Source organism: Kitasatospora sp. NPDC127060 (assembly GCF_042724935.1).
GTDB lineage: Bacteria > Actinomycetota > Actinomycetes > Streptomycetales > Streptomycetaceae > Kitasatospora.
This window is the reverse complement of sequence record NZ_JBHXEG010000023.1, coordinates 13,167-28,960: the sequence shown is the minus strand read 5'-3', so window position 1 is coordinate 28,960 and position 15,794 is coordinate 13,167. Positions and strand designations below refer to the sequence as shown.

Annotated in this window: 15 protein-coding genes and 1 pseudogene; 6 read left to right on the top strand and 10 right to left on the bottom strand. The window is 72.8% G+C overall.

Features of this window, described 5'->3' with window-relative positions; translation table 11 throughout:
• Positions 1 to 206: 206 nt before the first annotated feature.
• Entirely contained in the window at positions 207 to 1,166 is a 960-nt protein-coding gene (locus tag ACFWIS_RS15495) for a pirin family protein (protein WP_380454639.1), read from the bottom strand.
• A gap of 207 nt (positions 1,167 to 1,373) precedes the next feature.
• Positions 1,374 to 2,057 (bottom strand): ribulose-phosphate 3-epimerase, encoded by a 684-nt coding sequence (gene rpe, locus ACFWIS_RS15490; RefSeq protein WP_380454636.1) that lies wholly within the window; start codon positions 2,055 to 2,057, stop codon positions 1,374 to 1,376.
• Positions 2,058 to 2,306: 249 nt separating this feature from the next.
• On the opposite strand from rpe, the gene ACFWIS_RS15485 reads away from it, so the two are divergent.
• Together ACFWIS_RS15485 and ACFWIS_RS15480 are read left to right on the top strand one after the other, a co-directional pair.
• Positions 2,307 to 3,164, top strand: coding sequence for a hypothetical protein (locus ACFWIS_RS15485; RefSeq protein ID WP_380454633.1), 858 nt, complete (start codon positions 2,307 to 2,309; stop codon positions 3,162 to 3,164).
• Positions 3,165 to 3,423: 259 nt separating this feature from the next.
• A complete protein-coding gene (locus ACFWIS_RS15480; RefSeq protein ID WP_380454630.1) occupies positions 3,424 to 4,275 on the top strand; it encodes a hypothetical protein in 852 nt (283 codons plus the stop codon).
• Positions 4,276 to 4,373: 98 nt separating this feature from the next.
• Here the strand turns inward: ACFWIS_RS15480 and ACFWIS_RS15475 are convergent, their stop codons facing one another.
• The 6 genes and pseudogenes from ACFWIS_RS15475 to ACFWIS_RS15450 form a co-directional block, all read right to left on the bottom strand.
• The gene (locus ACFWIS_RS15475) at positions 4,374 to 5,102 is read right to left on the bottom strand and encodes a C39 family peptidase (protein WP_380454627.1); all 729 of its coding nucleotides are present in this window, start codon (positions 5,100 to 5,102) and stop codon (positions 4,374 to 4,376) included.
• A gap of 162 nt (positions 5,103 to 5,264) precedes the next feature.
• Positions 5,265 to 5,774, bottom strand: a pseudogene (locus ACFWIS_RS15470) (DUF4188 domain-containing protein); the annotation flags it as partial.
• Between the two features lie 94 nt (positions 5,775 to 5,868).
• Positions 5,869 to 6,483, bottom strand: a complete 615-nt coding sequence (locus ACFWIS_RS15465; protein WP_380454624.1) for a TetR/AcrR family transcriptional regulator — start codon at positions 6,481 to 6,483, stop codon at positions 5,869 to 5,871.
• Positions 6,484 to 6,560: 77 nt separating this feature from the next.
• Positions 6,561 to 7,547, bottom strand: a complete 987-nt coding sequence (locus ACFWIS_RS15460; RefSeq protein WP_380454622.1) for an aldo/keto reductase — start codon at positions 7,545 to 7,547, stop codon at positions 6,561 to 6,563.
• 84 nt (positions 7,548 to 7,631) lie between these two features.
• Positions 7,632 to 8,477, bottom strand: coding sequence for an ABC transporter permease (locus ACFWIS_RS15455; protein WP_380454619.1), 846 nt, complete (start codon positions 8,475 to 8,477; stop codon positions 7,632 to 7,634).
• On the bottom strand, positions 8,477 to 9,454 hold the full coding sequence (locus ACFWIS_RS15450; RefSeq protein WP_380454616.1) for an ATP-binding cassette domain-containing protein: 978 nt from the start codon (positions 9,452 to 9,454) through the stop codon (positions 8,477 to 8,479). Before ACFWIS_RS15450 ends, ACFWIS_RS15455 begins: the two co-directional genes overlap by 1 nt.
• A gap of 157 nt (positions 9,455 to 9,611) precedes the next feature.
• Between ACFWIS_RS15450 and ACFWIS_RS15445 the strand changes: the two genes are divergently transcribed.
• Positions 9,612 to 10,316: a TetR/AcrR family transcriptional regulator C-terminal domain-containing protein gene (locus ACFWIS_RS15445; RefSeq protein ID WP_380454613.1), complete on the top strand. Its 705-nt coding sequence runs from the start codon at positions 9,612 to 9,614 to the stop codon at positions 10,314 to 10,316.
• A gap of 127 nt (positions 10,317 to 10,443) precedes the next feature.
• On the opposite strand, the gene ACFWIS_RS15440 is transcribed toward ACFWIS_RS15445, so the two are convergent.
• Together ACFWIS_RS15440 and ACFWIS_RS15435 are read right to left on the bottom strand one after the other, a co-directional pair.
• Positions 10,444 to 11,853, bottom strand: a complete 1,410-nt coding sequence (locus tag ACFWIS_RS15440; protein WP_380454610.1) for a pyridoxal-phosphate dependent enzyme — start codon at positions 11,851 to 11,853, stop codon at positions 10,444 to 10,446.
• Positions 11,854 to 11,975: 122 nt separating this feature from the next.
• Positions 11,976 to 12,407: an SRPBCC family protein gene (locus ACFWIS_RS15435; protein WP_380454607.1), complete on the bottom strand. Its 432-nt coding sequence runs from the start codon at positions 12,405 to 12,407 to the stop codon at positions 11,976 to 11,978.
• A 766-nt stretch (positions 12,408 to 13,173) separates the two neighbouring features.
• On the opposite strand from ACFWIS_RS15435, the gene ACFWIS_RS15430 reads away from it, so the two are divergent.
• From ACFWIS_RS15430 to ACFWIS_RS15420, 3 genes are all read left to right on the top strand, one after another.
• Positions 13,174 to 13,953 (top strand): BTAD domain-containing putative transcriptional regulator, encoded by a 780-nt coding sequence (locus ACFWIS_RS15430; RefSeq protein WP_380454605.1) that lies wholly within the window; start codon positions 13,174 to 13,176, stop codon positions 13,951 to 13,953.
• Positions 13,954 to 14,014: 61 nt separating this feature from the next.
• Positions 14,015 to 14,620 (top strand): dTDP-4-dehydrorhamnose 3,5-epimerase family protein, encoded by a 606-nt coding sequence (locus tag ACFWIS_RS15425; RefSeq protein WP_380454737.1) that lies wholly within the window; start codon positions 14,015 to 14,017, stop codon positions 14,618 to 14,620.
• Positions 14,621 to 14,681: 61 nt separating this feature from the next.
• A complete protein-coding gene (locus tag ACFWIS_RS15420; protein ID WP_380454603.1) occupies positions 14,682 to 15,689 on the top strand; it encodes a Gfo/Idh/MocA family protein in 1,008 nt (335 codons plus the stop codon).
• The last annotated feature ends 105 nt before the right edge of the window (positions 15,690 to 15,794 follow it).

The window sequence follows — 15,794 nt, the reverse complement described above, 5'->3', positions numbered from 1 at the left end:
TCGGGCCCGGCGAGCCGAGCCCCTTTCTCACCCCGGTGCTCTTTTTCTTACCCGCCCCCCGCCACCGGTCGGCGCCCCCCCACTTCGGCGGCCGCCGACCACTCTCCAGCCTGGGTGGCCGGTGGCCACAGGGTACGCAAACCACAGGCTGCACCGCCCGCCGCGTGGAGGCAGCAGCGCCGGCATTCGTCAATCGCATCCCCCGGTCAGCGCTCGCGGCCGCGGGCCTTCAGCGGGGTGGTCGGCAGCTCCGGGGCGGCCAGCCGGGCGCCGGAGTAGCCGTGCACCTCACCGAATCGGTGAGTACTCATCCAGTCCGAACGGGCTTGCGCGATCTCGTCGTTCGAGCGGCCGATGAAGTTCCACCACATGACGATCCGCTCGTCGAAGGGCTCGCCGCCGAGGAGCAGCACCGAGGCGTCGGAGCGGGCGAGGAGCGGGAGTTCGCGGCGGCCGCAGCCGAGGTAGAGCATGGAGCCGGGTTCGACCGGGACGCCGTCGACGTCGACGCGGCCGGACATGGCGAGGACGGCGTACTCGAAGTCGGGGAGGAGGGGGAGCCGGAGGTCCGCGCCGTCGGTGAGGGCGAGGTCGGCGCCGACCAGCGGGGTGTGGGTGGTGCCGGGCGAGGTGGCGGTGTCCAGGGTGCCGAGGATGACGGTGGCGCGCAGGCCCGGGGCGGTGACCTCGGGCAGTTCGGGGTGGTGCTCGAAGGAGGGGGCGGTGTGCCGGCGGGCGTCCGGCAGGGCGACCCAGAGCTGGGCGCCGTGCAGGAAGCGGGCGTGCGGGCGCGGGGACTCCTCGGAGTGGGAGATCGCCCGGCCGGAGGTCATCAGGCCCAGCTCGTACGGCCGGACGGTCTGCAGGCTGCCGAGGCTGTCACGGTGCAGCACCTCGCCCTGGTGGAGCCAGCTGACCGTCTGCAGGCCCATGTGGGGGTGTGGCGGCACCTGCATGCCGGGCTCGCCGGCGATGTCATCGGGGCCGTAGTGGTCCACGAAGCACCAGGCGCCGACCATCCTGCGGCCCAGGTTGGGGAGCAGTCGGCGGACCACTGTGCTCTCACCGAGCGGGACTTGACGACCCGTCAGCAGATCCTTCACTGGTCCGCCACTGGCCTCGCGGCCGCAGTCGGTCGGGGCGGGCCTGAGGTCGAGGTTGCTCATCGCGGTTCCACCACCGTACGAGGAGGGCCGGGCGGGAGAGGGGTCGCACCGTCACCGATCATCCGCCACGGTGCGACGTTCCTCCACCCGCGTCCGGCCATCCGGCGGCCCCGGGCCCGACGCCCGGCCGCCCGGCCGCCCGGCCGCCCGGCGGTCCTGCGGTCCTGCGGTCCTGCGGTCCTGCGGGACCGGTCCCGCACACCGATCTCAGTGCTCGCAGGCCCACCAGGCGTCGGCAGAGGCCTTGGCGGCCAGCTCGCGCAGGTTGCGGACGGCCGCGGCCGGGTCCTCGGCCCCGTAGACGGCCGAGCCGGCGACGAAGACGTCCGCACCGGCCTCGGCGCAGCGCTCGATGGTGGCCGCGGAGACGCCGCCGTCGACCTGCAGCCACAGCTCCAGGTCGTGCTTGGCGATCAGCTCCCGGGTGCGGCGGATCTTGGGCAGCATGATGTCCAGGAAGGCCTGGCCGCCGAAGCCGGGCTCGACCGTCATGATCAGCAGCATGTCCAGCTCGGGCAGCAGGTCCTCGTACGGCTCGATCGGGGTGCCCGGCTTGAGCGCCATCGAGGCGCGGGCGCCCTTGGCGCGGATCTCACGGGCCAGTCGGACGGGCGCGGCAGCGGCCTCGACGTGGAAGGTGACGGAGCCGGCGCCGGCCTCGACGAACTGCGGGGCCCAGCGGTCCGGGTCCTCGATCATCAGGTGGCAGTCGAGCGGGATGTCGGTGGCCCGGGCGAGCGACTCGACCACCGGGACGCCCAGGGTCAGGTTCGGCACGAAGTGGTTGTCCATGACGTCCACGTGCAGCCAGTCGGAGCCCCGGACGGCCTCGGCCTCGTCGGCGAGCCGGGCGAAGTCCGCGGACAGGATGCTGGGGCTGATCTGGGGCATGGCCGACTACCTTCGTGCGGGGGCTTGCGAGGGCTGGACGCCCGGAGGCGCTTCGTCCCATCATCTCGCGCCCGACCACCGGCGGACGCACCCCGGGTACATCGCGTGACGGTGATCACACCCGGCCCGAGGGTTACCGGGGCCGTCGCGGTGGCCATCAGCACCTGCGCGACCCGGCACCCGCCGGCCGCATCCCCGACCTCACGGACGGCACAGCAGCCGTCGAGCCCCCGTCCAGGAAGGCCCCCGATGTCCGATCCCGCCGTTCACCCCGCCCGCGCCCTGTGGTGGCTCTACGAGCCGGTGTACGCCGTCACCTTCCTGCAGCCCGAGAGCCGTGCGGCCTTCGAGGCGGCCGGGCTGGACGGCGGCTGGCGCGGCTACTTCGCCGGCCGCTCGGCCCCGTTGGGCGCGGTGGACGCCCCACCGGTGACCGCCGCGTTCTTCAGCTTCGCTCCGGCGATGGTCGAACGCGCCCTGCCCGAGGTGTGGACCTCGGCGAGACCCGAGCAGGCGCTCGCCGCCCGGACGACCGGCTCGGCGGCGGCGCTGACCCGGCTGCTGGCGCCGGTGGAGCCCGAGCGGATCGAATCGGCGGCGACGGCACTGGAGCGGGCGGTGGCCCGCCTGGACTGCGCCGGCCGGGTGCTGGCCGCCGCCAACGCCGCGCTCCCCCGGCCGGAGAACGCCCACGGGCGACTGTGGCAGGCCGCGACCGTGCTGCGCGAGCACCGCGGGGACGGCCATGTGGCCGCACTGGTCGCGGCCGGGCTGGACGGCTGCGAGGCCTCGGTGCTGCACTGCGCGGTGGACGCCCGCCGCGAGGTGCTCCAGCCGATGCGCGGCTGGACGGACGCCGAGTGGGAGGCCGCCGCGACCCGCCTGGCCGAGCGCGGCTGGCTGACCGCCGCCGGCACGGTCACCGAACTCGGCCGGATCCGCCGTCAGTCCCTGGAGGCGGCCACCGACCTGGCCGCCGGTCGGATCTGGGAGGGCCTGCCGGACGGTGAACTCGACCGCCTGGCGGCCCTGTTGCGGCCGATCGCGGTGCTCTGCCGGGCCCAGCTGCCGGTCAACCCGCTGGCGATGCCGCCGGTACAGCCGTAGTCCCGCGCGCGCCTTCGCACACCCCCGTGGCCACCCCCCACGGCCACCCCCGCGGCCACCCCCGCGGCGTCCGAGTGACCGGCATCACACCCCGCCGGGGGATTACCGGGGCCGACCCGGTGGTCATCAGCAGGTGAACGGATCACGCACCCGCCCGAGCGGCCCCGCACCCCGCCGCTCGGGCGGCCGCGCGGCCGTGCTGTGCCGACCAGTCGAGCTCCCCGCACCCGCCCGGAGCTCCGTCCGAGGAAGGTCCCCGATGGCCGATCTCGTCCATCCCGCCCGCGCGCTCTGGTGGCTCTTCGAGCCGGTGCACGCCGTCACCTACTTCCAGCCCGAGTGTCGCGACGCCTTCGAGGAGGCCGGGCTCCGCGGCTTCTGGCGCGGCTACTTCGCCGGCCGCTCGGCACCGCTCGGCGCGGTGGACGCCCCACCGGTGACCGCCGCGTTCTTCAACTTCGCCCCGGCGATGGTCGAACGCGCCCTGCCCGCGGTCTGGTCGCTGGCGAGCCCGGAGGAGGCGCTGGCAGCCCGCGGCAAGGGCGCGGGCGCCGCGCTGGCCCGGCTACTGGAACATGTGGACCGCGCGCAGGTCGAGCGGGCGGTGGAGACGCTGGAGCAGGCCGCGGCCCGACTGGACTGCGTCGGCCGGGTGCTGGCCGCCGCCAACGCCGCGCTCCCGGCGCCGACCGGGCTGTACGAGCGGCTCTGGCGGGCCGCCACCGTGATGCGCGAGCACCGCGGGGACGGCCATGTGGCCGCACTGGTCACCGCCGGGCTGGACGGCTGCGAGGCGCTGGTGATCCGCTGCGCGATGGACATGCGGCGCGAGCAGCTCCAGCCGGTGCGCGGCTGGACGGACGCCGAGTGGGAGGCCGCCGCCGATCGCCTGGTCGAGCGCGGCTGGCTGACCGCCGCCGGCGCGGTCACCGAACTCGGCCGGATCCGTCACCAGTCCCTGGAGGCGGCCACCGACCTGGCCGCCGCCCGGGTCTGGGAGGACTATCCGCGGGCCGAACTCGACACACTGGCCGCCGCGTTGAAGCCGATCTCGGCACTGTGCCGGAGCGGCCTGCCGTTCTATCCGGTGGGGCTGCCGGACAACGGCTGACCGCCACCCCGGGCCACCGGCCGGTGCCTGGCAGGTCCATGCACGGCAGGTCGATGCACGGCAGGTCGATGCACGGCCACCCCGGCCTACCGGCCCCGCTACCCCGGGCTGCCGGCCGACCCCTGGCCGGTCGATCCCAGACCGGTCGATCCCAGACCGGCCGACACCCGGCCCCCGACGGCGCCGGGCGGGCCGAGCACGATCCCCCGCCCGGCGTAGAACGGCCCGAAGGAGCGCCACGGCACCCGCGCGAAGGCCTGCGACTCCCCCGGGAACCCCGAGGGGTTGTGGATCAGCAGCGCCGTCTCGGTGGCGCCCACCGCCAGCACCAGGTGGCCGCCGCGCCGGACCGGCTCCGGGCCGTCCGGCTCCCGGATCGACGGGTGCACCGACAGCATCACCAGTCGCCCGCCGGCCACCTCGGCCCCCACCTGGGCGGGCGTCAACTCGGCGGCCCGGGCCGCCAGTCCCCAGCGCCGCCGGGCGTAGTCGGCGAACGGCGTGTGGACCAGCCCGCGCAGGCTCTCACCGTCCCGGACGTACGCACCGGCGGCCAGGCACTCGGCCGCCAGCACCATCGCCGCCGGGGTCACACCCCACCAGTGCTCCAACGCCATCCGCAGACAGGCCACCCCGCACAGCCGCCAGGACCACCACGCGTACTCCTCCGGGGTGGCCGCCCCCGACTGGCCCCAACGCGGGTCGCGCGCCGCGTCCAGCCGCCCGTCCACGATGTCCCGCACCAGCTCCGCGGACTCCCACTGCGCCCGGTACGGCACTTCGTGCACCACCCGCGCCGGTCGCGCGGCGCCGTCCTGATCGACCATCCCCCGACGCTCCCACACCGGGGCGGCCGGACGGACTCACGACACTCCTGGAGCCTCCGCCCGGGCGTCCGCCTCGGCCTCCACCTGGGTGTTGTCCTTGCCGCCGTCGGACTGGGCGCCCTTGCCGCCGTCCGACCGGGTGTCCGTGTCCGCCTCCGTCTGGGCGCCCTTCCCGCCGTCCGACCGGAAGGCCAGGCGCTGGGCGGCGTGCCGGCCGCGCGCCTCCAGCGGCAGCTGGCCGGTGGCGCCGGCCAGGCCGAAGGCCGGCATGTCGAAGTAGATCGACTCGTAGCCGCCCTCCGGCACGATGTACGTCTCGTGCCAGAGCCCGACGTGCCGGTGCGTCTTCCCCTCCCGCACCATCCGGTTGGCGATGCCCCACACCGTGTGGTGGAAGCCGTCCGGTGCGCTCGCGTAGCGGTACAGGTGCTCCTTCGACTCCCAGTACTGGACGACGTAGTACGTCCGCGGCGAGGCGGTGAGCAGTATCCGCCCGCGCAGGCCCCGTTCGGGGCTGCGGCGCAGCTCGTACAGCATCCGGAACATCGCGAACATCACCGGGCCCCAGTGGTGCACCGCCCAGAACCGGTTGATCCGCATGCCGATCAGCAGCACCACGGTGTCGCCGGTGGCACCGGCGGTGGTGTAGCCCGGCAGTGGCTTGGCGAACAACGGCATCTGCGCCTCCCCCGACTCGCCCTCATGTGATCGGTGATTACATCAGCGCGCACCGGACCGGTCAAGACTCGCTGCAACCACAATTCCGTTACCGCTCAAGCTGGTTGACGGTCCCGGCGATCCCCGCACGGAAGGTGTCCAGCACCCGGACGGCCAGCTCCTCCGCCCGCTCGGCCGGCAGGTAGCCGTCCACGATCATCTGCGCCAGCCCGTACACCAGCGCCTGCCCGGACAGCAGCACCAGCTCCGGGTCGCCGGGCCCCACCCGGCCCGCCGCCTGGTCCGCCGCGATCAGCCCGGCGAACGCCCGCTCCAGGCCGTCCACCCGCTCCCGCAGCTCCGGGTCCCTGGCGGCCGTGAACACCCGCGAGCGCACCAGCTCGAACCGCCGCGGATGGCGCAGCGCGTACCGCACGAACCCCAGCCCGAGCGCCCGCATCGCCGACCCCCCGACCGCCTCGGCGGCCGCCACCTCCGCCTCCTGCCAGCGCGCGAAGTCCGCCAGCACCCGGTCCGCCACCGCGGTCAACAACGCCCGCCGGTCCGCGAAGTGCCGGAACGGCGCCCCCGCCGACACCCCCGCCCGGCGCGCCACCTCCCGCACGCTGACCTTCTCCTGCCCCTGCTCGTCCACCACCTCGAACGCCGCCGCCACCAACGCCTCCGGCAGCGCCCCGTGGTGGTACGCACTCCGCTCCGTCATGCCTGCCTTGCTACCACAGCCGGGTGCGCCGCCGGGCCGGCCTGGACCCCCTGACCGGGGGCCGAGGCCGCCATGGCCTACCAGGCGTAGTCCTCCGGGGCGGGCTTGTGGCCGGGGAAGAGTTCGTCGAGGCGGTCCAGGGTCTTCTGGTCCAGCGTGAGATCGAAGGCCGCGAGGGCGGCGTCGAGGTGGGCCGGGGTGCGGGGGCCGATGATGGGGGCGGTGACGGCGGGGCGGGAGAGCAGCCAGGCGAGGGCGAGCTCGGCCGGGTCGGTGCCGAGTTCGGCGGCGAAGTCCTCGTAGGCCTGGAGCTGCTCTCGGTGCTTCTCCAGCTGCTCGTTCGCGTAGCCGAGGGCGCCGCGCACCCGGGTGCCCTCGCGTTCCTTGCGCAGGATGCCGCCGAGCAGGCCGCTGCGCAGCGGGGACCACGGGAGCAGGCCGAGGCCGTAGTGCTGGAGGGCCGGGATGACCTCCCGTTCGATCGCCCGGTCGAGCAGGTTGTAGAGGGACTGCTCGCTGACCAGGCCGAGGAAGTGCCGGGAACGGGCGGCCTCCTGGGCCTGGGCGAGGTGCCAGCCGGCGAAGTTGCTGGAGCCGACGTAGATGATCTTGCCCTGGGCGACCAGCACCTCCATCGCCTGCCAGATCTCCTCCCAGGGGGTGTCCCGGTCGATGTGGTGCATCTGGTACAGGTCGATGTGGTCGGTCTGCAGCCGCCGCAGGCTGGCCTCGACGGCCTTGCGGATGGCGAGCGCGGAGAGCCGGCCCTCGTTGGGCCAGTCGCTCATCTCGCCGTAGGCCTTGGTGGCGAGCACGGTGCGCTCGCGGCGGCCGCCGCCCTGGGCGAACCAGCGGCCGATGATCTCCTCGGTGCGGCCCTTGAGGTTGCCCTCGGGGTCGCGGCCGTAGGTGTTGGCGGTGTCGAAGAAGTTGATGCCGCGCTCGTGGGCGGTGTCCATCAGGTGGTGGGCATCGGCCTCCTCGGTGTGGGGGCCGAAGTTCATGGTGCCGAGGCAGAGGCGGGAGACGGTCAGGCCGGTGCGGCCGAGGTGGGTGTACTCCATGGCGCCCCACCTAAGGCCACACCGGCCACGGTGTCCAGCACATTTCGGCGGAGCGGGCGGGTCGCCGCCCGTCGACGGCCGAGTTCACCGCCCGTGGGTGGCGAACTTCCTTACGGCCAGCGGCCCGCAGAGCACCAGCAGCAGGGCGCTCCACAGCAGCGTGGCCAGGACGGCGTGCTGCATCGGCCAGGCGGTGCCGGGCGCCGCCGGGTTGCCGAACAGCTCGCGGGCGGCCTCCACCACCGAGCTGATCGGGTTCCAGTCGGCGATCACCCGCAGCCAGCCGGGCATCCCGCCGGTGGGCACGTACGCGTTGGTGACCATCGCCAACGGGAAGACGACGACGGAGAGTTGGCCGGCCGCCTCCTCCTTGCCGACGGCCAGGCCGAGCAGCGTGCCGACCCAGGTCATCACGAACCGGAAGAGCAGCAGCAGGGCGAACGCCTCCAGCGCGTCGGCGGCGCCGTGCCGGGCGCGCCAGCCGGTGGCCAGCCCGACCAGCGCCAGCAGGGTCAGGACGACCACGGTGACCAGCAGGTCGGCGAGGGTCTGTCCGAGCAGCAGCCCGGTGCGGGAGACCGGCATCGAGCGCAGCCGGTCGGTGACCCCGCGACCGACGTCGCGGGCGGCGCCGACCATGGTGGGCATGATGCCGTTGGTGGCGACCATGGCGAACAGTCCGGGCATCAGGAACTCCCGGTAGTCCCCGCCGCCGGGCACCTGCATGGCGCTGCCGAAGACGTACCCGAAGACCACCACCATGACCACCGGCACGCCCAGCGAGGCGGCCAACAGGCCGGGCGAGTGGCGGTAGTTGAGCAGGATGCGGAGCATCGAGGTGCCGGTGTCGGCGACCAGCCGGGTGCCGAGCGAAGGGCGCGCGGCGGTGGGGACGGTGGTGGGGACGGCGGCGGGGACGGCGGAGGACATCAGGCGACCCTTCCCAGGTCGGCGGTCTCCCGGGACTTCCCGGTGAGCGCGAGGAACACGTCGTCCAGCGAGGGCGCCCGGACGGCGACGTCCTCGGCGATGACCCCGGCGGCGTCCAACTCCCGGACCAGCGCGGGCAGCAGGACGCTCACCCCGGGACCGGTGAGCACCGTGACCGCCCGCTCGGCCAGGTCCACCTGGGCGTCACCGCCGGACAGCGCGGACAACACCACAGCGGCGGCGCCGAGTTGGCCCGGATCGGCCAGGGTGACGGAGACCTGGCTGCCGATCGCCGCCTTGAGCCTGGCCGGTGGGCCGGTGGCGATCGCGGCGCCGTGGTCGACCACCACGACGTCGTCGGCCAGCCGGTCGGCCTCCTCCAGGTACTGGGTGGTGAGCAGCACGGTGGTGCCGCCGTCGGCCAACTCCTTGACGGTGTCCCAGATTCCCTGACGGCTGCGCGGGTCGAGCCCGGTGGTGGGCTCGTCCAGGAAGAGCACCGGCGGGCTGGTGACCAGGCTGGCGATCAGGTCGAGGCGCCGGCGCATGCCGCCGGAGTAGGTGCGGACCAGCCGGTCGCCGGCCTCGGCGAGGTCGAAGCGGGTCAGCAGTTCGTCGGCGCGCGCCCGGGCCCGGCGGGCGCCGAGGCGGTGCAGCCGGCCGAACAGGTGGAGGTTGTCGCGGCCGGTGATGCCCTCGTCCAGCGCGGCGTGCTGCCCGGCCAGGCCGATCGCCCGCCGGACCTCCTCGGCCTCGCGGACGGCGTCGTACCCGGCGACCCGGACGGTGCCCCGGTCGGGGGCGACCAGGGTGGCGAGGACGCGCACCGCGGTGGTCTTGCCGGCGCCGTTGGGGCCGAGGAGGCCGCAGACCGCGCCGGCCGGGACGGTCAGGTCGAGACCGCGCAGGGCTTCGGTGGCCCCGAAGCGCTTCTCGACGCCCACCATCTCGATGGCGGGTCGGGTGGTATCGGACATGGCTCTGCCCTTCTCTAGGTACAGCGTACGTAGAAGCTGGGGATGATGCTACTACGTACGTCGTACGTATCTAAGATGGGGGGAGCGAGGTGATCTCCCAGTGCCGTCCAGCAAGCCCCCGAACAGTGCAGCGCGACCCGAGGAACCCCAGAAGCCGGTGCCCCCCGAGGCCCCCGAGCTGATCTGGCTGCGCCCCGAGCGCACCGGCCGCGGCCCCCGGCCCGCCCACAGCCGCGACTCGATCGCCGCGGCAGCGATCGTGATCGCCGACGCCGAGGGCCTGGACGCGGTCTCGATGCGCCGGGTCGCGGCCGCGCTCGGCGCGGGCACCATGTCGCTCTACAACTACGTGCCGAAGAAGGAGCACCTGCTCGACCTGATGCTCGACGCCGCCTGCGGTGAGTACCGGCTGCCCCCGTCACCCAGCGGCGACGTCCGGGCCGACCTCGCGAGCCTCGCCCACGATCAGCTCACCATCTTCCGCCGCCACCCGTGGCTGCCCGGCCTGGTCATCGCCCGCCCCGGCATCGGCCCCAACGCCCTGCGCTACACCGACCACTTCCTCGCCGTCACCGCCCCCACCGGCCTGCCGGGCGGGGTGCGGATGGAGGCGATGGCGATGTTCAACGGCTTCATCTGCCAGTTCGCCCAGTACGAGCAGACGGCCGCCGCGGGCGCCAAGTGGCAGGCGGAGATGGTCGGGTACCTCACCCAGGCGGCGATGAGCGGCGCCTACCCCAACCTCGCCCACGCCTTCGCCACCGCCGGCCCGCCGGCCGACCCGGACCAGGCCTTCGACCGCACCCTGAACCGGGTCATCCTCGCCATCCTGGCGACCCCGCAGGGCAGTCAGGCCCCTTGAGGCCGGCCCGCTCAGCGGGTCGCGCCGGCTCAGCGGGTCACGCCGACTCAGCAGGTCACGCCGACTCAGCAGGTCACGCCGACTCAGCAGGTCACACCGGCTCAGCAGGTCACACCGGCTCAGCGGGTCACGCCAGGCCGTGCCGGCTCGGCGGGTTCCGCCAGCTCAGCAGGTCCCGCGACAGCACCCCCGCCACCCGGCCGTCCACCAGGACCACCACGGCCGGGTGGCCGCCCGCCAGCGCCGCCCGGGCCTGCGCCACCGACTGCCCGACCCCCACCGTCGGAAGGGCCGGCCCGAGCAGCGGGCGCACCGGGCCGTCCGGCTTGGCCCCGCCGTCGGCCAGCGCCGCCGCCAGCACCTCCCGGGACACCGAGCCGATCACCTCCCCCGCGGCCACCCCGTACGGCCGCCCCGCCCGCGGCAGCACCACCGGCACCACCCCACCCGGTGCGGCCCGCAACGCCGCCAGCGCCTCGGCGACGCTCGCATCGGCCCCGACCGTCACCAGCGCTCCGGCGGCGTCCAGCAGCACCCGCAAGCCGTCCCCCTCATCCTCCAGGAAGCCCCACTCCCGCATCCACACGTCACTGTGCACCTTGGACAGGTAGGACCGCCCCGAGTCCGGCAGCAGCACCACGACCACGTCCTCCGGCCCCAGCCCGCGCGCCACCCGCAGCGCCGCCGCCACCGCCGTACCGGAGGACGGACCGGCCAGCAGGCCCTCCTCCCTCGCGAGTTGACGTGCCATCAGCAGCGACTCGCGGTCCGGGATCCGCTCGAAGGAGTCGACCACCTCCGAGCGGTAGGCCTGCGGCCAGCGGTCCTCGACCGTCTCGGGGTGGAGGAAGTGGCCGATGCTCTCGACGAACCACGGACTGCCGTCCCCGCCGCCGTACGAGGAGGACTCCGGGTCCGCGCCGATCACGGTCACGGCCCCGCCGGACACCTGCTTCAGGTACCCGCCGGTGCCGGTGACGGTGCCGCCGGTGCCGACGCCCGCGACGAAGTGGGTCACCCGGCCGCCGGTCTGCTCCCAGACCTCCGGGCCGGTGGTCCGGACATGGGCATCGGGATTGGCCAGGTTGTCGTACTGATTGGCCAGCCAGGCGCCGGGGATCTCCTCGGACAACCGCGTGACCACGTTGAACAGGTGCTGCGGATCCTCCCGCGCCACCGAGGTCATCGCGAGCACCACTTCGGCGCCGTACGCCCGCAGGATGTCCGCCTTCTCCGGCGCCGCCTTGTCGGACACCCCGGCGATCACCCGGTACCCCCGCTGCCGCCCGACCAGGGCCAGCCCGATGCCGGTGTTCCCGGAGGTCGCCTCGATGATCGTCCCGCCCGGCCTCAGCAGTCCGTCCCGCTCGGCGGCCAGGACCATCGACAGGGCGGCCCGGTCCTTCACGCTGCCACCGATGTTGAGGAACTCCGCCTTGGCATAGATCGGCGCGGCGATCCCGGCGCCGAGCCGGGCGAGGCGGATCAGCGGCGTCCCGCCGATCGCGTCCAGAACGGATTCGTGCACTGCGGCCATCGGGGGCCCCCTTCGCTCGGCATGTCCGAACGAATCTGCCCACACCCGAGGCCGGATAGCCGCCGACCACACTCGGGACGGGCCGGAGCGGAATCCCCGGCGGACCGTTCGCCCCGGCCGGCCTACCTGTTCTCCACCAACTCCTTGAACTGCTCCAGATCCGTCCGCACCGCCTCTTCGACGGCCCGCACCTGGGCGAACCCCTTCGGGCCGCCGAACGCCTCCTGCAGTGCCGCCCCGTCGTACTCCAGCCGCGCCTGCAACGCGCAGTGTCCGCCGTCCAACTCCCTTACGGTGAAAGCGCCTTTCAGCTCCGGGCTGCCGCCGACCGTCTGCCAGGCCAGCACCTGCTCGGCGCCACGATCGGTGAGCTCGGTCTCGAAGCCGCGCCGCTCACCGCCGACGCCGACGTCGAAGTGCGCCCGGTTGCCGTGCTCCGCGAACGCGCTGCGCACGCCGTCCACGAACTCCGGGTACTGGTCGAAGCGGTGCAGCTGTGCCCAGACGTCCTCGGCCGGGGCGTTGATCTCGATCTGCTCCTGCAGCCTGCTCATCGGATGTCCCACCTCCCGAAACCCCCCGTACCGGCGGCCCGGTCGGACTCGGCCGGGCCGTCACGCTCCTTCCAGCCTGCGCCGCCCCACCAGCCCCCGCACCTTCGTACGGAACATCCGACGGTGGGGCAACGGCGGATTATCCGCCCGCTGTCAACACCGCCTCCGGCTTATCCGGATAAACGGGACCGGTCGCCCGGGAGTGGGGGGGTTGCACGAGACGGCGGAACCCCTGTGGCCCGCGTGGCGGGAGGGGGCGACGGCCACCGATCCCTTGGCCTTCCCGCTCGAGCACGCCCTGCGGGCCCGCCGTGTTTCCGCTCGTCCACGGCCCGTGGGCCTGGCCCAAACTCCCCCGCTTCATCCTCCACGAACCCTTCGCCGAAAGCCCTCGAAACCCCCGAGAGTGGCGCCCAGCACCTTTGAACGTCAACGTCAAGCACGCCTGTCCGAAATGGACAGAAGCAGCGCGACTGAATATCGGTTACACCACTAAAATTCTGATAAAACCCCAGCTGCGACCACTCACTCGGCCAGTGTGATCTAGATCACATAACGATCTCTGTAGGCCGTCGCCGGTCGACCTTGCTAGAGTTCCTTTTGGCACGTTCAACTCAGATCAGATTCCTGGCGAGGGGTGACGATACCGGCGACCGCTATCCACGGACAGCCATTCTCGCCTACTTCATCCTTTCGATCATCGGCACCATTCTCGCCGGGAGTTATTGGGGGAGGCCTGAGCTTGAGATACGAAATCCTTGGCCCGGTGCGCATTGCCATCGACAACGATTCGCCGCCGGTGGGCACGCACAAGATGGAGATGCTCCTGCGGACGCTGCTGATCCGCAACGGCCAGATCCTCTCGCTGGACCAGCTGACCAGGGAGTTATGGGGAGAGTCGCCGCCCGTCCGGGCCCGGGCATCGATTCATGTGTACGTTTCGCAGCTACGCAAGATCCTCAACCGGTTCTCGCGGAACGAAGGCGTCATCACCACCCGCACCCCCGGCTACGTCCTGAACCTCGGACACGACGAGCTGGACCTGGAACTGTTCCTGGCCCTGTCGGAGAAGGGCCGGGTGCAGATGGGCGTGCACCGGTACACCGCGGCCGCCCAGACCCTCACCGAGGCGCTCCGGCTGTGGCGCGAGCCGGTCCAGGCGACGTCCTACGAGGGCCCGATCATCCGGGAGTTCGCCAACTGGGCGGAGGAACTGCGGGTCGAGTGCCTCGAGATGCTGGCCCGTTCACTGCTCTCGGCGAACGAGACCAGCGAGGCCGTGCGCATCCTCTACTCGCTGATCTCCGAGTACCCGCTGCGGGAGAAGTTCCACGCGTTCCTCATGGAGGCGCTCAGTCTGTCCGGCCGGCGGGCGGACGCCCTGGAGGTGTACCAGGCCGCCCGGAACCAGATCCGCACGGAGCTGGGGCTGGAACCGTGCCGATTCCTCCAGGAGACCCACGAGTACATCCTGCACGACAGGCTCGACAACCTCAGCGTCATCCGTGCCCGCCACGACCGGTTGGCGCAGGCGCACACCGCCTGACCCCGCCCAGCCCGTGGCGGGGCCCCCACCCGTTCAGCCGGAGGAGGCCGTTGTGGACAGTATGGATATCACCGAGATGTCGATTCCCGGTGCGTACCGGATCGGCACGAGACACATTCCGGACCGCCGGGGTAAATTCTACGAGGCATGGCGGGTCACCGAACTGCTCCAGCAGACCGGCCACCATTTCGAGATCCGCCAGGTGAATTACTCGGTATCGAAGAAGAACACGGTGCGCGGAATCCACGGCACCACCATTCCGCCCGGCCAGACCAAACTGGTCACCTGCGTCCGGGGGGCGGCGCTCGACGTCGCGGTCGACCTGCGGGTCGGCTCCCCGACCTTCGGGACGTTCGACATGACGCTCCAGGAGGCCGACTCCGGAATCGGTGTCTACCTCTCGGACGGCATCGGGCACGCCTTCCTCGCCCTGACCGACGACACCTGCATGAACTATCTCTGCGGCGCCGAGTACGTACCGGGCACCATGCTCGACATCCAGGCGTTCGATCCGGCCATAGGCATCCCCTGGGACCGGGACCTGGAAGGCCCTCCGATCATGTCCGAGAAGGACGCGGCGGCACCGACCCTCGCCGAGGCCGCCGCCCTGGGGCTGCTCCCGACCTACGAGCAGGCTCTGGCGTTCACCGCCCCACTCGCCCGCTGAGGTGCCCCGTAACCGGCCCCAGCGGCCGTCCACCGACCGAAACCTCGTTCAAGGAGTTCCGATGGAGCAAGCGGGGAATGCCAGACCGGTCCGAGTCGGGGTGATCGGGTGCGCCGACATCGCCTGGCGGCGCACGCTGCCGGCCCTGGCCGCCGAACCCCTCATCGCGGTCACGGCCATCGCCAGCCGGCAGGAGGAGAAGGCCCGGCAGTTCACCGACCGCTTCGGAGGCGACCCGGTCGAGGGCTACGTCAACCTGCTGGAGCGCGACGACGTCGACGCGGTGTACATCCCGCTGCCGGCCGTCCTGCACGCCGACTGGATCGAGCAGGCGCTGCGGGCCGGCAAGCACGTGCTCGCGGAGAAGCCGCTGACCACCGACCGGAAGCAGGCCGAGCGGCTCTTCCGGATCGCCGACGAGCAGGGCCTGCTGCTGATGGAGAACTTCATGTTCCTCCACCACCACCAGCACCGGCGGGTCGCCGACCTGCTGGCCGACGGCGTCATCGGGGAGGTCCGGTCGTTCTCCGCGAGCTTCACGATCCCGCCCAAGCCCCAGGGCGACATCCGCTACCAGGCGGCGGTGGGCGGCGGGGCGCTGCTGGACATCGGTGTCTACCCGATCCGCGCGGCCGGGCTGTTCCTCGGCCCGGGGCTGGACGTCGCGGGCGCGGTGTTCCGCCGCGAGCGGTCCCGGGACGTGGTCGTCGGGGGTAACGCCCTGCTGACCACCGACCAGGGCGTCACCGCGCAGCTGGTCTTCGGCATGGAGCACTCGTACACCAACAGCTACGAGTTCCGGGGCAGCCTCGGGCGGCTCTGGCTGAACCGCGTCTTCACACCTCCGGCGACCCACCAGCCCGTGGTCAGCATCGAGCGGCAGGACCACCTGGAGCGGATCGTGCTGCCCCCGGACGACCAGTTCGCCAACATCGTCCGGGCCTTCGCCCAGGCGGTGCTGGGGGGCGAGCGTCCGCCGGAGTGGACCGAGAACTCGCTCCACCAGGCGTCCCTGGTCGACGCGGTGCAGGCGAACGCGCGGGACTTCGTCTTCTCCGGCGAGGGCTGACGCCGCGTCGGCCGACCGGCGGCCGAAGGACGCCTGCGGGCCGCGGACGATCCCTGGAGGGGGGTCGTCCGCGGCCCGCAGGCGTGGAACAGGGCCGGGCACGGG

What these genes read in the sequence shown, in the direction of transcription:
- ACFWIS_RS15435 (WP_380454607.1), bottom strand. Translation starts at nt 12,407, where the DNA reads ATGAGCAGGCTGCAGGAGCAGATCGAGATCAACGCCCCGGCCGAGGAC.
- ACFWIS_RS15440 (WP_380454610.1), bottom strand. Translation starts at nt 11,853, where the DNA reads ATGGCCGCAGTGCACGAATCCGTTCTGGACGCGATCGGCGGGACGCCG.
- ACFWIS_RS15495 (WP_380454639.1), bottom strand. Translation starts at nt 1,166, where the DNA reads ATGAGCAACCTCGACCTCAGGCCCGCCCCGACCGACTGCGGCCGCGAG.
- ACFWIS_RS15420 (WP_380454603.1), top strand. Translation starts at nt 14,682, where the DNA reads ATGGAGCAAGCGGGGAATGCCAGACCGGTCCGAGTCGGGGTGATCGGG.
- ACFWIS_RS15455 (WP_380454619.1), bottom strand. Translation starts at nt 8,477, where the DNA reads ATGTCCTCCGCCGTCCCCGCCGCCGTCCCCACCACCGTCCCCACCGCC.
- ACFWIS_RS15425 (WP_380454737.1), top strand. Translation starts at nt 14,015, where the DNA reads ATGGATATCACCGAGATGTCGATTCCCGGTGCGTACCGGATCGGCACG.
- ACFWIS_RS15480 (WP_380454630.1), top strand. Translation starts at nt 3,424, where the DNA reads ATGGCCGATCTCGTCCATCCCGCCCGCGCGCTCTGGTGGCTCTTCGAG.
- ACFWIS_RS15465 (WP_380454624.1), bottom strand. Translation starts at nt 6,483, where the DNA reads ATGACGGAGCGGAGTGCGTACCACCACGGGGCGCTGCCGGAGGCGTTG.
- ACFWIS_RS15460 (WP_380454622.1), bottom strand. Translation starts at nt 7,547, where the DNA reads ATGGAGTACACCCACCTCGGCCGCACCGGCCTGACCGTCTCCCGCCTC.
- ACFWIS_RS15485 (WP_380454633.1), top strand. Translation starts at nt 2,307, where the DNA reads ATGTCCGATCCCGCCGTTCACCCCGCCCGCGCCCTGTGGTGGCTCTAC.
- rpe (WP_380454636.1), bottom strand. Translation starts at nt 2,057, where the DNA reads ATGCCCCAGATCAGCCCCAGCATCCTGTCCGCGGACTTCGCCCGGCTC.
- ACFWIS_RS15450 (WP_380454616.1), bottom strand. Translation starts at nt 9,454, where the DNA reads ATGTCCGATACCACCCGACCCGCCATCGAGATGGTGGGCGTCGAGAAG.
- ACFWIS_RS15475 (WP_380454627.1), bottom strand. Translation starts at nt 5,102, where the DNA reads ATGGTCGATCAGGACGGCGCCGCGCGACCGGCGCGGGTGGTGCACGAA.